We start from the raw sequence: 15,381 nt of genomic DNA on the forward strand, positions 1-15,381 counted from the left end.
GCCTTTCATCCTCTTTTGCTTGACCGTTCGCCTAACAGTCTTGAATATTGTTGACGGTTCGTCAATACTATTTTTGACACAATGTCAACAATATTGGGCGAACGGCATGGGGGCATGTCGGGCCCGTAAAAAGAGGGGCGCTGCGGCCTCGTTGGGCTGCGGCAAGAGAAGGGACAACCATGATTCTCAACGGACCGGGGATTAGTTACACCGAGCCCGATATCGGCGCGGAGTTTGTGCCGCCGCTGCCGGAGCATCCGCGCGAGGCAATCGTCAAGCTGTGCGAGCACTGCACCAACCGTCTGCTGCATCGCGACGAGCTGCTGGGCTATGAGTACTGGTCGTTTGCCGAGGCCGCAACCGACGAGCAGGCCGAAGTGCTCTGCAAGATGAAGATGCGTCGTCCCTATACGCTGCCCGAGATGGTCAAGCTCACCGGCATGCCCGAGGCCGATATCGAGAAGATGCTCGACGACATGAGCTACACGGGTCTGCTCGAGTACAACTGGGAAAACCCCGAGCGCGCCAAGCAGTGGGTACTGCCCATGCTGGTGCCGGGTTCCGCCGAGTTCCTCAACATGCGCGTGAGCCAGCTCGAGGAGCATCCGGTCTATGCCAAGTTCTTTGAGCAGGCGTCCAAGGGGCCGCTGTCCCGCGCCACGCCGATGGTGCCGCCCGGAGGCGCCGGTATCGGCATGCACGTCATTCCGGTCGAGAAGGCCATCGACGCCGCAAGCACCTCGGTGCCTATTGAGCATATCGAGCATTGGCTCGACAAATACGAGGGTAAGTATGCCGCTAGCACCTGCAGCTGCCGCGCGAGCCGTCGCGTGATGGGTGAGGGCTGCGCCGACGACCCGGCCGATTGGTGCATCGCCGTGGGCGATATGGCCGACTACGTGGTCGAGACCGATCGTGGCCATTACGTGACCCGCGACGAGGTTTACGACATCTTGCGCCAGGCCGAGGACAACGGCTTTGTGCACCAGATCACCAACATTGACGGTGAGAACAAAATCTTCGCCATCTGCAACTGCAACGTCAACGTGTGCTACGCCCTGCGCACCTCGCAGCTGTTCAACACGCCCAACCTGTCGCGCTCGGCCTATGTCGCCAAGGTCGAGAAGGACAAGTGCGTGGCCTGCGGTCGCTGCGTTGAGGTGTGCCCGGCCGGCGCCGCCAAGCTGGGCCAGAAGCTCTGCAGCAAAAAGTCCGGCGGACAGGTGCCCGAGTATCCGCGCCAGGAGCTGCCCGATGCCACCAAGTGGGACCACACCAAGTGGTCGCCCAACTACCGCAACGACAACCGCATCGAGACGCATGAGTCCGGCACCGCTCCCTGCAAGACGGCCTGCCCCGCGCACGTTGCCGTTCAGGGCTATTTGAAGCTCGCGGCTCAGGGTCGCTATGACGAGGCCCTAGCACTCATTAAGCGCGAGAACCCGCTGCCCGCTATCTGCGGCCGTGTGTGCAACCGCCGCTGCGAGGACGCCTGCACCCGTGGTCGCGTGGACGAGGCCGTGGCCATCGACGAGGTCAAGAAGTTTATCGCCCAGCGCGATCTGGACGCCGCGACCCGCTATGTCCCACCTGTGGTGACCCCGACGCGTGCTGGCGGCTTCGATCAGAAGATCGCCATCATCGGTGCCGGCCCGGCCGGTCTGTCCTGCGCTTTCTACCTGGCCGAGAAGGGCTACAAGCCCGTCGTGTTCGAGAAAAACGAGCGCCCGGGCGGCATGCTCACCTATGGCATTCCCAGCTTTAAGCTGCAGAAAGACGTTATCGAGGCCGAGGTCGAGGTTATTCGCCTGATGGGTGCCGAGTTCCGCTATGGCGTGGAAGTCGGTCGCGACGTGACGCTCGACGAGCTGCGCGCGCAGGGCTTTAAGGCCTTCTACGTTGCCATTGGCTGCCAGGGCGGCCGCCTTGCCGGCATTCCGGGCGAGGATGCCGAGGACGTGACCGTGGCCGTCGACTTCCTTCGCGAGGTTAACAGCGGCAAGATCGACGCGCTGCCCGGCCGCACCATTGTGGTGGGCGGCGGCAACGTTGCTATCGATGTCGCGCGCAACGCCTGCCGTTTGGGTTCCGAGCACGTTGAGATGTTCTGCCTGGAGAGTGAGGCCCAGATGCCCGCCAGCGAGGAGGAGCGTCGCGAGGCCACCGAGGACGGCGCGCACATCAGCTGCGGTTGGGGCCCCAAGGAGGTTCACCTGGACGAGGCCGGTCATGTGCGCGGCATCACCTTCAAGCGCTGCACGCGTGTCTTTGACGACGAGGGCCGTTTTGCGCCCGAGTACGACGAGAACGACCTGCGCCGTGTCGATGCCGACCGTGTCGTCATGTCGATTGGCCAGTCCATTGTGTGGGGCGACCTGCTGGCTGGCTCCAAGGTGGAGCTTGGCCGCGGTCAGGGTGCCCTTGCCGATCCTCAGACCTACCAGACCGCCGAGCCAGACATCTTTGTGGGCGGCGACGTCTACACCGGTCCGAGTTTTGCCATCGATGCCATCGCCGCCGGTCACGAGGCCGCCGTGTCCATCCACCGCTTTGTGCAGCCGGGCTCCACGCTCACGATCGGCCGCAACCAGCGCCGCTACACCGCGCTCGACCGCGACGACGTCGTGATCGAGAGCTACGACAACGCGAGCCGCGAGGTTGCCCATGTGGACCGCGAGCGCGAGAAGGCCGCGCCGTTTAGCGAGTACGTCGAGACCTTTACCGAGGAGCAGGTGCGCGCCGAGACCGCCCGCTGCCTTGGCTGCGGCGCCTCGATCGTCGACCCCAACAAGTGCATCGGCTGCGGCCTGTGCACCACCAAGTGCGCGTTCGATGCCATCCATCTGGATCGCGACCGCCCCGAGTGCTCAACGATGGTCAAATACGAGCAAAAGCTCCCCAGCCTGGGCAAGTACGCACTCAAGCGTGCCATCAAGATCAAATTTGGTCGCAAGTAAGTAGTCATAACGGGAACGGCGGAAGGAATTAAAAGTGCACGAGCTCGGAATCGTGTATCACATCATTCGCGATGTCGAGAATGTGGCTCGCGCCAACGGCGTAAGTCGCGTTTCGAGCGTGACGTTGCTGTTGGGCGAGGTCTCGGGCGTCGTTCCCGACTTGCTGCTCGACGCTTGGCGCTGGGCAGCGGATAAAAAGCCTATCACCGAGGGCTCGGAGCTTATCGTGGAGCCCGTTGAGGCCGTGACACATTGCGAGGCGTGCGGCCGCGACTACGCGACGGTCGAGCACGGCAAGACCTGTCCCCATTGCGGTAGCGGCGAGACTTATCTGCTGCAGGGCCAGGATGTCATGATCAAGCAGATCGAGACCCCCGACGAGGACCCGGCAGACGCTACCCCTGATGGTCCCGCTGCTCCTGACGCCGTCGACGCCGCCAACCCTCTCCACATCGCCTAACTTAGTTATTGGGGACGTTCTTAAACGACTAGTCATTAAAGAACGTCCCCAATGACTATTCTATTTTGACGGCTTGCTAAAGCATAACTAACGAAATTAGTCAAGTCACGTCTGTTTAAACAAAATATCGAAGAGTCAAGCAGGTTCTTATCCGATTTAAATCGGTATTAATGAATGCTGTGCTTGTATCTGTTTTCTAAGATGGTCAAACTAATTATGTTTAGCGAGGAATAGCTGAAAACCAGCGATGTAACCAACTTGTAACAAAGCAGGACGTTTAAACAAATAATCCAACCGTTCACATTTTTTCCTATAATTTAGCCACGCTTGCGGCTATACTCTTTTTTGTCGTGTAGGAATTACGTAGACAAAAAGGAGGTTATGTGATGGTAAGTATTGTTCTTGCTAGCCATGGTGACTTGGCGGCTGGAATCAAGCAGACGGGCTCGATGGTCTTTGGCGATCAGCCGTCTGTAGCCGTGGTCTCGCTCGAGCCGAGCATGGGCCCCGACGACTTCCGCGCCAAGGTCGAGGAGGCAATCGCTTCCTTCGAGGACCAGGAGCAGGTGCTCTTCCTCGTTGATCTGTGGGGCGGCACGCCCTTCAACCAGATCAGCGGTCTCATCGAGGGCCATGATTCCTGGGCTATCGTCACCGGTGTCAACCTGCCTATGCTCATCGAGGCATATTCGCAGCGCTTTGACGCAAAGAACACTGCACATGCGATCGCAAAACATCTCGTGACTGAGGCTAAGGCCGGCGTGCGCGTCAAGCCCGAGTCTCTGGAGCCCGAGGAGAAGAAGCCGGCTGCGGCCGCCGCTGCTCCTGCAGGCGCCATCCCTCCGGGAACGGTCATCGGCGACGGGCACATCAAGATCGCCCACGTCCGTATCGACACCCGTCTGCTTCATGGTCAGGTGGCCACCACGTGGACCAAGCAGATCAACCCCAACCGCATCATCGTGGTTTCCGACGGCGTTGCTCACGACGAGCTCCGCAAGACCATGATCGAGCAGGCTGCCCCTCCGGGAGTCCATGCCAACGTCGTGCCTATCAAGAAGATGGCCGAGGTCGTCAAGGACACCCGTTTTGGTGACACCAAGGCGCTGCTGCTCTTCGAGAACCCGCAGGATCTGCTCAAGGCCATCGAGGCCGGCGTCGACATCAAGGAAGTCAACATCGGTTCTATGGCCCACTCCAAGGGCAAGGTCGTCGTTACCAACGCCGTCGCTATGGGCGATGACGACGTCAAGACCCTCGAGGCCCTCAAGGCCAAGGGCGTCAAGTTCGAGGTCCGCAAGGTTCCTTCGGATTCCTCCGAGGATCTCGACGCCATGTTGAAGAAAGCTAAGGCCGAACTGGCCGCTCAAGCATAGTAAAGGAGGGTCCGATACATGTCCGCGCTTACTATTCTTCTAATCGCGATTATCGCGCTGCTTGCCGGTATGGAAGGCATTCTGGATCAGTTCCAGTTCCATCAGCCGCTCGTTGCGTGCACGCTTATCGGTCTCGTAACCGGTCACCTTCAGGAGGGCATCCTCCTGGGCGGCTCGCTTCAGATGATGGCTCTTGGTTGGGCTAACGTCGGCGCCGCTGTTGCGCCTGACGCCGCTCTGGCCTCGGTCGCTTCTTCGATCATCATGGTGCTCGCCCTCAACGGTGGCGCCACCGATTCGGCTAAGGCAGTTACCGCCGCCATCGCCGTCGCCGTGCCTCTGTCCGTCGCCGGCCTGTTCCTGACCATGATCTGCCGTACCCTGGCCACCGCTATGGTCCACGGCATGGACGCCTGCGCCGAGAAGGGCGACTTCGCCGGCATCGAGCGCTGGCAGTACGCCGGCATCCTCATGCAGGGTGTTCGTATCGCCATCCCGGCAGTGCTGCTGTGCATCATCCCGGCCGAGGCCGTTACCAACGCGCTTAACGCTATGCCCGACTGGCTGTCCGGCGGCATGGCTGTCGGCGGCGGCATGGTCGCTTCCGTCGGTTACGCCATGGTCATCAACATGATGGCCACCAAGGAGACCTGGCCGTTCTTCATCCTCGGCTTTGTCCTGGCTGCCATCCCTCAGCTCACGCTGATTGCCCTGGGCCTCATCGGCATCTCCCTTGCCCTCATCTACCTTGGCCTTAAGGACCTGGCCAAGCAGGGTGGCGGCATGGGCGGTGGCTCCGGCGACCCGCTCGGCGACATTCTGAATGACTACGAGTAGGAAGGGAGTGATACATATGGCAGAGAACAAGATTCAGCTTTCTAAGTCCGATCGTCAGAAGGTTTGCTTCCGTCATCAGTTCCTTCAGGGCTCGTGGAACTACGAGCGTATGCAGAACGGTGGCTGGTGCTACGCAATGATCCCTGCGATCAAGAAGCTCTACACCAGCAAGGACGACCAGATTGCCGCGCTTAAGCGCCACCTGGAGTTCTATAACACTCACCCCTATGTTTCCGCCCCCGTCATTGGCGTTACCCTCGCTCTCGAGGAGGAGCGCGCCAACGGTGCTCCGATCGACGACGTCGCTATCCAGGGCGTCAAGGTCGGTATGATGGGCCCGCTCGCCGGCGTCGGCGACCCCGCCTTCTGGTTCACCCTTCGCCCGATCCTGGGCGCTCTGGGCGCTTCCATGGCCCTGTCCGGCAGCATCGCCGGTCCGCTGCTGTTCTTCTTCGCGTGGAACATCATCCGCTACGCCTTCCTGTGGTACACGCAGGAGTTTGGCTATAAGGTCGGCTCCTCCATCGCCAAGGACCTCTCCGGCGGTCTGATGGGCAAGGTCACCGAGGGTGCCTCCATCCTTGGTATGTTCATCATCGGCGCCCTTGTCGAGCGTTGGGTTTCCATCTCCTTTACCCCGATCGTCTCCAAGGTCACGCAGTCCGCTGGCGCCTATATCGACTGGGCTAATCTGCCCGCCGGCGCCGAGGGTGTCAAGGAAGCACTGACGATGTATAACTCCATCGGTGCTAACGCCCTTGATCAGGTGAAGGTCACCACGCTTCAGGCTAACCTCGATCAGCTCATCCCCGGCCTTGCCGCCGTGTGCCTGACCCTGCTGGTCTGCAAGCTCCTCAAGAAGAAGGTCAGCCCGATCGTCATCATCCTGGCTCTCTTCGCCATCGGCATCATCGGTCGCGTCTGCGGCTTCATGTAAGCACGTTTCGGCTTAAGACCGAGAATTGCTAGGCAAGGGCTTTTGAGCCATTGAAACGGACCGCACCCGGTGGGTACACTGGATGCGGTCCGATTGTTTTATTTGGAGGGCGAGGCGCGCATGGCGCAATCTCAGAACAGCACGGTCGATCTGGCAACGCCGGCAACCTGCCTGATGGGGCTTACCAGTCACGGTAACGTAATGGTGGGCAATAAGGCGTTTGAGTACTATAACGAGCGCAATCCCGAGGATTTTATTCAGATCCCGTGGGATGAGGTCGACTATATTGCCGCTGAGGTTTTGCGCGGCACCAAGAAGATTACGCGTTTTGCTATCTTCACCAAGGACAACGGTCACTTTACGTTTTCGACGCGCGATGACAAAGAGACGCTTCGTGCGGTCCGCAAGTACGTTGACGAGGATAAGCTCGTGCGTTCGCCTGACTTTATCGATGTGACGGCCAAGGGCGCCAAGAGCATCCCCTCCGTTATCAAAAACCTCTTCCACAAAGGCAACTAGTCATTAAAGAGCGCCCCCTCAAAGTGGGACGCAGTCTCCCATGTGGCTCGATCGGGAAAGTGCATCCCAGTTCGAGCGTCGATTCCGGGATGTAGTTTCCGGAACGGGGTCGTTTGGGAAACCGTGTCCCGTTTCGAGCCGAAATTCTGGGTCACAGTTTCCCAGCGAGGTCTCATGGGGAAAGTCTGACCCAGAATTTGCCTGGATAGTGGGACGCACTTTCCGGAGGGCTGTTCCACCGCAACTTCGAAGAGTGGGTATACGCTGCATTACAGCGGCGTAAATCTGCTACACTAATACGACATGCCTCCGTAGCTCAGGGGATAGAGCACCGCTCTCCTAAAGCGGGTGTCGACGGTTCGAATCCGCCCGGGGGCACCAGAAAAATCGCAGGTCAGGAGTTAATTTTGCTTCTGACCTGTTCTGGTTTTAGGGTTAAGAACTGCTTTTGTTTGTAAATCTGGTAAGTAAATAATTTAACTTACCGAGTTTTCCACTGAAAACAGGAAATCACCATTTTGGGGATAAAAAGTTTTCAACAGCCGTTAGTCGGTTCCATTTTGGTGAAGCGCTTCCTCAATTTGGGTAGAAAAATTCACCATTTTGATGATTCGGCTGCTTTGAGTTTTTGATAAAAACGCCTGTTCAGAAGCTTGCGCAATACCCATTTTGGTGAAACCAATTAATAGAGAAATATACTATAAAGATATAGGGACGGCGATGCCGTCCTCTTCGCTCGCGAAGCTCGCTGCGCGGCCACGTACCGTGTCCTTGCCGCCGGCTACGCCGCCGATAAAGAATAGGGACAGCGATGCTGTCCCCCTTCGCTCGCGAAGCTCGCTGCGCGGTCACGTGCCGTGACCTTGCCGCCGGCTGTGCCGTCGATTGATTCGCTCACTGCGTTCGCTGATTGATTGATGGACTAATCCGTTTTCTCAGTCACACCAGTCATGAGTGCAGCGATTGTCATGTCGAATCCGTTAGCAATTTTACAGAGGTTAGAAAGACTGACATTTCTTCGTCCTACCTCTATCGAGGCGTAGTAAGACCTGTCCATGCCGATGCGATTCGCAAATTGTACTTGAGAGTAACCAGACTTTGATCTTAATTCTTTGCAGCGTAGACCAAAGGATCGTTGTAGCGGCGAGATATCCATGACAAAAAGAGTCATGGATTGTTGTATAAAAGCCAACGGACTATATACAACAATCCCTGTTAAGGCGCATAATTATCTCTATTGGAAAGCACTCTGATGCCCAGTCGGATAGGGCACGGAAAAGGAATGGAACAGCACAATGACTCAGGGAAAGCATTTCGCTGCCGGCGGCGATCACTTCGCCACACTGCCAAACAAAAAGATTCATGCCCCGAAGGGGATCGCGCGTCTGACCGTCACCGCGGCGACCATGGCCGCCATGACCGGATCGAGCCTCATCTCACCGTTCACGGCATTCGCCCAGACCGGTGACGGGGGCACGCAGCACCCCGCCGTGATGTCGCCGATCGCCGCCCACGCCGGCGCGGCATCCGGTGTCGGCGCGAAATCCGCCGCACAGACCATCGCGGACCTGCAGAAGGCGGTCGACGAGGCGAAGGCGAAGGAGGACGCCGCCAAGGCATCCTACGATGAGGCCGCCGGTCCCTACAACGAGGCGGCTTCCGCCCGCGACCAGGCCAAGGCATCCTACGATTCGGCAGTCAGCGCCGGCACGGCAGCCGACCGAGCGGCAATGGACGAGTACGCCCGTCAGGTCGCGGAGGGCAAGGACGCCGCCGATGCCGCCGGCAAGGACCTCGAGCAGGCGAAGGCGGGTCTCGCAGACGCCAAGGCGGATGCATCCGAGAAGGACGAAGCGTACCAGTCCGCCCTCAAGGCGGCCCAGGATGCCAGGGACGCCCTCGATAAAGCCAAGGCCGATGCCGTAGGCGCCACCCCGGAGGCAATCAGTGCCGCCGAGCAGGCCGTGCGCGACGCCCAGGCTGCCGTGAGCAGGGCACAGGCCGAACTCGCCAACGCCAACGCGACGCTTGCCGATGCCCAGTCCAAGCTGGTTGCGGCCCAGTCTGCAAAGGATTCCGCCGATTCTGTCCTCGCTGCAGCCAGGCAGAACAAGGACGCGGCGGATGCGAAGGCCGCAGCCGCCAGCGCCGCCTACGAGAAGGCGAAAGCCGACCTCGCCGTAGCGGAGGCAGGCGCCAGCGGTCCGGAGTACGATGCCGCGAAGCAGAAGGTCACGGACGCAGAGGCAGCCCTCGCCGCCGCACGAGCGGCACAGTCCCAGTGCGAGTCCGAGCTCGAGCAGGCACAGTCCGCTGCGGCAACGGCACAAGCCGACCTGAATGATGCCCAGGTGGCTCTCTCCGCGAAGCAGCAGACTGCCCTCGATGCCACGTCCGGTGTGAACGCCGCCCAGTCCGCACTCGATGCCGCGAACGCCGGCCTCGATGCGGCCAAGCAGGCGAATGCCGACGCCGTCGCCAAGCTGGATGCCGCGAAGCAGGCTGTCAAGGACGCCGAGTCCGCCAAGGCAGCCGCCGACGTAGAGTTCGCGAACGCCAAGGCCGCAAAGGATACCGCAGACGCCGCCGTGACCGCCGCGCAGCAGAAGGTCGACGAGGCCCAGGCGAAACTCGATTCTGCCGGCGCGCAGCTCAAGCAGGGAGCCATCGGCTTCTTCCGTGCCATGGGTGCCGATTCAGCCATCGAGATCATCCAGAACTGCACATACAAGGACTACACCGAAGTGGGGAACAGCCTCGACGCGACCAGTCTCGACAACATGCTCGCGGCAATCCCGTACATGAAGTCCATCAACGAGTATCGCAAGTCCGTCGGTCTCCCTGAGCTCCAGGTCACGTACAAGCTCATTGCGGCGGCGATTGCCAACGCGAACTATTCCGATGTCAAGTTTGGGCATTCCATGCAGTTTGATACGAGCGAAAACCTCGCGTGGAACTATGGAACCGATCCGAAACCGCAGTGGGTGGACCAAGAAAAGGCTTTCTTCGATCAGGCGGTTCAGGAGCTCTATGGCGTCACCGGGCTAATCGGTAAGGATGCCGTAGATTTCTACAAGTCGCATAGCGGGATTGAATCCTATGTCAACCAGCATTTTAAGGTTGCAGGATATCCCGCAACCGTCGGTCACTACCTGCATGTCATCAGCCCTGCAATCGGCTATATGGGCATGGCGGTCTGCAGCAAGGGAACCATGAACGGCTGGCAGACCGACAGCTTCGATACCGCAAACCTGGGCTGGGCAGGCTCCGGTTGGAACATGAACCCCATGTCCGTCGACGAGTACGAGCAGAAGCTGACCTCCTATATCAACGGCCTCAAGAACGCCAAGAGCGCGCTCGACGCAGCCAAGGCCGATCTCGCCGCCAAGCAGCAGGCAGCCGCCGGCGCCGCCACAACCGTCCAGCAGAAGCAGGTCGCGGTGGATTCCGCACAGGCAGGTGTCGATGCCGCGAAGCAGGACGTCACCGATGCCCAGCGTGCCGTCGATGCCGCAAAGGCCGATCTCGCCGCCAAGCAGCAGGGCGTCACGGATGCCCGAGCTGGGTTGGATGCGGCGAAATCGAACCTCGATGCCGCCAACGCGGCAGTCGTTACGACAAAGTCGACCGTCCAGCAGAAGCAGGTCGCCTTTGATGCCGCCAACGCAGCCGTAACGACTGCACAGTCCAAGCTGGACTCCGCCAAGGCGGACACCGAGGCCAAGCAGCAGGACGTCATGGATGCGAACGCCGACCTCGCGAAGTTCTTCCAGGACGTCGCCGACGCCAAGAAGGCGGTCGATACCGCAAAGAGCGCCCACGACGCGGCGGTAGCCGACCAGGCCGAGAAGGCGACCGTCCTCGCCACCGCCAGGCAAAAGGCGGACGACACCGCACGCGCCCTCGCGGATGCCCAGCGTGCCGTCGATGCCGCAAAGGCCGACGCCGGCGTTGCCGCCGACAAGCTTACCGGCTCCCAGACCGATCTCGAGGACGCACAGTCGAACCTCGACATCCTCACCGGTCTTGCCGCGAAGCTCGCAGAGGCACAGCAGCGCGAGCAGGATGCAGTAAGGGCCGTCAATGACACCAAGGCCGCGCTCGATGCCGCGAAGGCAGCCGCCGGCGCCGCCGAGTCCCTGGTCTCTGCCGCCGAACAGGCGAAGGCGCAGGCAGACGCCAAGCTGGCGAAGCTGGACTCCATCGATGCCGGCGCGGCGATCGCTTCCGGCCATGATGTGAACGCGGATGACGCCCTCAACGCGCTTTTCGCCGCAGCAGTCGAGGCACGTGCCAAGGTCGCGCCCGCCAAAGTCATCCTGGACGAGAAGCAGGCTGTGGTGGACGGGCTCAAGCCCGGCTATGATACGGCGCTCGCCGCCTACGAGCAGGCGAAGTCCGACCGCATCGCGGCGGAGCAGAAGCTTTCCGATGAGATCGCACGACAGGAGGCAGAGGAGGCCGCAAAGCAGCAGGCGGCATACACCCCGAAGCACCTCGCCGGCACGGATACCGCCCAGACCGGCAGCCTCGCCCAGACCGGTGACCGCGCGGGCCTCATCGGCGAGACGTTCGTCATCGGCGGTACCGTCCTCGTGGCAGCCGGCGTCTTCCTCGATCAAAAGAAGCGCCGCGAGCAGATGTAAAAGCGAGTCGGGCGTTGGATATCGGCTGGTGTCCAACGCCCGGTTTCACGGACGGGGAGATCGGTGTGAGAACAAGGGCTATTATCGTTGCGCTTCTGGTGTGCCTTTCGGCACCTCAACTTGGATGTGCCAGCGTTGCAAAGCAAGGAAGCGGCTCTACGGAAAGGGCCGCCACGGCGGTGAAGAATAAAGACAAAAAGAAGCCAAGCGAAGAAAAGGCGACGCAAACCTCTGGAGCCAAGACCGAGGAGAAGAGAGAATCCGACGGCAAGGACCAGAAGTCCGATGACTCCAAGAAGGAGGATAACAAGTCTTCCGATTCCTCGAAGTCGGACAACAAGGGCGATTCTTCCCAGTCCAAGCAGAATTCCGGCAATTCGCAGAGTTCCGGCAGCAACAATTCCTCTTCCAACGGCGGCAGCCAGAAGAAGTGGGTTGCCGAGCAGGGCCACTGGGAGACAGACTATGGACAGGTTTGGGTGCCGAATGTGGTATACACTCGTCATCCTCGTTTCTGGGTCAATCATGGTGGCACTATGGTAGGGCCCTTCGATTCATCCGATGCCGCCTATGCTTGGATTATTAACGATGGCGAAAACGGCGGCATCGGCGGATCTGTCGTAAACGACTCCTATGAAACGAAAGAGGATCAGGGACATTATGAACAGCAGGCTACGGGACAGCATTGGGTTGTCGACGTCGCCGGCCACTGGGAGTAATGTGCATCGTTCCTCTCCTCTTCCGTTCGGTGAATATTTATTTGTGGGCGGCCGGTTCGGCCGCCTTTTTTAGACGCCCAATCTGGGAGCAAACGATAGGAAAGCAATCAAACGAGAGGCCGTTCCAAAAGAATCCGGCGGTGCCGGATGCTTCGGGCAAAACCTTCCGCAAATCGGTAAGGTCTTCCATCAACTTGTTCCAGCCCTCGCCCGGAGTCCGCTGCGCGGTAATGCAAACACTCTGCATCCCTCGCATTCGCATTACCGCTCCGCTCTCGCTACAGCGAATCTCTAACACTCAGCATCCTTCGCGTTAAAAATTCGCTTCCGCTCACGGTCTTCGCTGACACTACGACACCGCGAAGCCTTTCGCTCGAAACGAGGCCTCTCATTTCGTGTCTACGCTGCGCTCCGCCCAATCGCCGTAGCAGGCGATTGCAAGATGACTGTGGGTGGTGTTTTTGTGGGTCCATCCGGACCCCAAAAACACCACGCCACAGACCTTGCTTATCGCCTGCTACGGCGATAAGGTTGTTGTGAAGTTGAAACTTCGCGATAAAGAATCGCGAAGTCGATTCTTCATTTTTGGAACGACGCCAGCCGTTCCTCATCAAAAGGAAAGCGAATCGCATAGCAGGTTTTGATCGGAGGCCTCTCCGATCGCTGATTCGTTTTCCGAGGAGGAATCATGAGCAGGCTCCGCCCACACACCGTCAAGGCGTCTCTTTCAAATGACGAGAAGAAAGCCATCACTGCAATCGCAAAGCGACATGAGATGAGCGAGGCGGAACTCATCCGCTTCGTTTTGTGCAATGCCGACGATCTCGATATCGATTTTGGTTTTTCGGAAATCGCTGACCAGAAATTCCGAACCGATGACATTCACGTCCGGGTCTCGCCGGAAGAAAAAAAGATAATTGAAAGCAATGCTGATTCCCTCGATATGACTGTCAGTGCGTATGCACGTCGCGTACTGCTCAAAGGGAATGTCGAGAAAATTGATGTCGATCGGGCGTCGATCGACAAGATCTATCACGAGCTCTTGAAGGAAGGAACGAATCTCAATCAGCTGATGTATTTTGTGAACGCCCAGGGGCTTCCCGCGTACAACGAGAAAGCTGTTTTCCGCATACTCGAAAAGGTTTACCAAGTTGGGCGTAAGCTGGACCGTTTCATCGACGAGCTCGAGAAGCGATATTTCGTCGGCGGTGACCAAAATGACCGTCATTAAGCAGAAGAGCGTTTCGAGTGAACGGTATGCGAAGAACGTCCGTAAATACATCAACGGAAAACATGCGCTTGTGCGCGGTGGCTGGAACATCGAATACAGCGATCGCTGGTTTTCGAAAATGGATAGAACCAGAAAGGTTTTCCACCACGACAAGCCGTCGAGAGCCGGAGCCAAAAACGTAATCCTGCTACACCAGATCCTCGCGTTCCTTCCGGAAGAATGCTCATGCAACGGAGGCAAGATGACCCCCGATGCATGTTTGGCCTACGCGGAGCAATGGCTTGCGAGGCACTATCCGCATCAACAAGTGATTCTCGCGTTGCATGAGGAAAGCGATAAGGCGGGAAAACGGTTCGCGGTCCATATGGCAATCAACCGGACAAACCTTGATACCGGCAAGCGTTGCGACATCGGCGGTCGCAAGGGAAAGTACGAACGCGCCTCATGGGTCCGCGAACTCGATAAGGACTGGAATCTCGCCCAGCTCGAAAAGGGAAAGAAGAATTCGAAGATTCGAGATCGACAGCCGCGCGATATTGAAAAGGTGATTGTCGATCGGGGAGAGTACAGTTATAAAAACAATCTGCGCGAGCTGATCCATATTGCAATCAACGACTACCACCCGAAGAATATGGAGCAGTTCAAAAAATTACTTGCCTCATGGGGCGTAGACATTTTCATCAAGAACAACCGAGTCTATGCGACGGATCTCGATATCAAGGAGGCCGGCAACCCGAAGTGCACTTTCAACCTGACCCGTCTTGACGGGCGGTTCGCGATCAAGCAGCTCGAGGCGGCCTTCAAAAATAACGTGCTGGAAGCAGAGCGAGCCCTTCCATACGAGAAGCGCTGTGAGATTTACATCCAACGGCTTAAGAAGGCGTATTCGGCGTGGGTCGAGCAGGCGAAGGCGAGCAAGGGCGTCGCCTACAACTCGTTCCCGAAGTTCATCGCACCGAAGTGTGATGACGATCTGCTCGAAGATCCGGCGGTTCGCGATGAGCTTCTTGCGCGTCGCGGTTACGCAAGGGAGATTCGCAACCGCTACGCCGGCGCCGTTCCCGATGCCGGTGACGACCGCGTTCGCGCCGCGGGCCAGGCGCACGGCGGCGGCGCTGTGTCGAGGCAGCTGGACGACCGCGTCGTCGACCGCGCTGACTACTCGCGCGGAGACACGCCTCGCTAGTTTTGGAAAGCCTATCGTCGGTGCCCTAGCGCGCTGCCATCCAGTGCCGATTCTTTCATGCTCGCAATTCGGCGAGGGTGAGGAGTATGAATTGATCGGCGGGAGTCAGCCGCTCTGATAGAATCGTCCTTGCTGTCGGCAGCACTCGTGCCGGGCAGAGCCCTCCATTTGATGGGAGGTGATGCCCATGACCGATTTCACCGAGCTCGTGAAGCTCCTGACCGCTATGGTCTCGCTCCTCACGGCCCTTGTCGGCCTTTCCAAGGCACTCAAGCAGGGTTCGAAGCCCAAAAAGAAAGGCCACCGTCGCTAAGACGATGACCCAACTTCATTAAGCAACGGCTCTGCCCAGCTCTCTACAACTTGGGCTGCCGTCGGCACCATTTTACCCTCCTGACGAGGAATTCGTCCATATTTCAAAAATCAAATCCTGTTCGCGCGTGGGCCCTTGATTCTCATCTTCATTGCAACAGCCTCAGGACTCAGCGCAACGCGTTGCGCTGAGTCCTGAGT

General features: G+C 58.8%; 12 protein-coding genes and 1 tRNA gene. 12 read left to right on the plus strand and 1 reads right to left on the minus strand.

Features of this window, described 5'->3' with window-relative positions; genetic code table 11:
* The first annotated feature begins 179 nt into the window (after window positions 1-179).
* The 7 genes from DWV32_RS07220 (at window position 180) to DWV32_RS07250 (ending at window position 7,467) form a co-directional block, all read left to right on the plus strand.
* Window positions 180-2,957, plus strand: a complete 2,778-nt coding sequence (locus DWV32_RS07220) for an FAD-dependent oxidoreductase (protein WP_187361841.1) — start codon at window positions 180-182, stop codon at window positions 2,955-2,957.
* A gap of 34 nt (window positions 2,958-2,991) precedes the next feature.
* Window positions 2,992-3,417, plus strand: a complete 426-nt coding sequence (locus DWV32_RS07225) for a hydrogenase maturation nickel metallochaperone HypA (RefSeq protein ID WP_117757727.1) — start codon at window positions 2,992-2,994, stop codon at window positions 3,415-3,417.
* 386 nt (window positions 3,418-3,803) lie between these two features.
* On the plus strand, window positions 3,804-4,793 hold the full coding sequence (locus tag DWV32_RS07230; RefSeq protein ID WP_117757728.1) for a PTS sugar transporter subunit IIB: 990 nt from the start codon (window positions 3,804-3,806) through the stop codon (window positions 4,791-4,793).
* Window positions 4,794-4,811: 18 nt separating this feature from the next.
* The gene (locus tag DWV32_RS07235) at window positions 4,812-5,630 is read left to right on the plus strand and encodes a mannose/fructose/sorbose family PTS transporter subunit IIC (protein WP_117629683.1); all 819 of its coding nucleotides are present in this window, start codon (window positions 4,812-4,814) and stop codon (window positions 5,628-5,630) included.
* A gap of 16 nt (window positions 5,631-5,646) precedes the next feature.
* Window positions 5,647-6,567, plus strand: coding sequence for a PTS system mannose/fructose/sorbose family transporter subunit IID (locus DWV32_RS07240; RefSeq protein ID WP_117757729.1), 921 nt, complete (start codon window positions 5,647-5,649; stop codon window positions 6,565-6,567).
* Between the two features lie 120 nt (window positions 6,568-6,687).
* Window positions 6,688-7,086: a DUF956 family protein gene (locus DWV32_RS07245; protein WP_117646410.1), complete on the plus strand. Its 399-nt coding sequence runs from the start codon at window positions 6,688-6,690 to the stop codon at window positions 7,084-7,086.
* Between the two features lie 305 nt (window positions 7,087-7,391).
* Window positions 7,392-7,467 (plus strand) — tRNA-Arg (locus tag DWV32_RS07250).
* A gap of 541 nt (window positions 7,468-8,008) precedes the next feature.
* Here DWV32_RS07250 and DWV32_RS07255 read toward each other — a convergent pair.
* Entirely contained in the window at window positions 8,009-8,257 is a 249-nt protein-coding gene (locus tag DWV32_RS07255; protein ID WP_117640691.1) for a helix-turn-helix domain-containing protein, read from the minus strand.
* 124 nt (window positions 8,258-8,381) lie between these two features.
* On the opposite strand from DWV32_RS07255, the gene DWV32_RS07260 reads away from it, so the two are divergent.
* The 5 genes from DWV32_RS07260 (at window position 8,382) to DWV32_RS10500 (ending at window position 15,181) form a co-directional block, all read left to right on the plus strand.
* On the plus strand, window positions 8,382-11,732 hold the full coding sequence (locus DWV32_RS07260; RefSeq protein ID WP_117757730.1) for a CAP domain-containing protein: 3,351 nt from the start codon (window positions 8,382-8,384) through the stop codon (window positions 11,730-11,732).
* A gap of 14 nt (window positions 11,733-11,746) precedes the next feature.
* Window positions 11,747-12,451: a hypothetical protein gene (locus DWV32_RS07265; protein ID WP_233540431.1), complete on the plus strand. Its 705-nt coding sequence runs from the start codon at window positions 11,747-11,749 to the stop codon at window positions 12,449-12,451.
* Window positions 12,452-13,139: 688 nt separating this feature from the next.
* The gene (locus tag DWV32_RS07275; RefSeq protein ID WP_117757732.1) at window positions 13,140-13,682 is read left to right on the plus strand and encodes a hypothetical protein; all 543 of its coding nucleotides are present in this window, start codon (window positions 13,140-13,142) and stop codon (window positions 13,680-13,682) included.
* Window positions 13,669-14,868 (plus strand): relaxase/mobilization nuclease domain-containing protein, encoded by a 1,200-nt coding sequence (locus DWV32_RS07280; protein WP_117757733.1) that lies wholly within the window; start codon window positions 13,669-13,671, stop codon window positions 14,866-14,868. The genes DWV32_RS07275 and DWV32_RS07280 overlap by 14 nt, the downstream gene beginning before the upstream one ends.
* Before the next feature lie 187 nt (window positions 14,869-15,055).
* Window positions 15,056-15,181, plus strand: a complete 126-nt coding sequence (locus DWV32_RS10500; RefSeq protein ID WP_255413117.1) for a hypothetical protein — start codon at window positions 15,056-15,058, stop codon at window positions 15,179-15,181.
* Window positions 15,182-15,381: the final 200 nt, after the last annotated feature.

The sequence above is a fragment of the Collinsella sp. AF04-24 genome, from assembly GCF_003465685.1.
Taxonomy (GTDB): domain Bacteria; phylum Actinomycetota; class Coriobacteriia; order Coriobacteriales; family Coriobacteriaceae; genus Collinsella; species Collinsella aerofaciens_AP.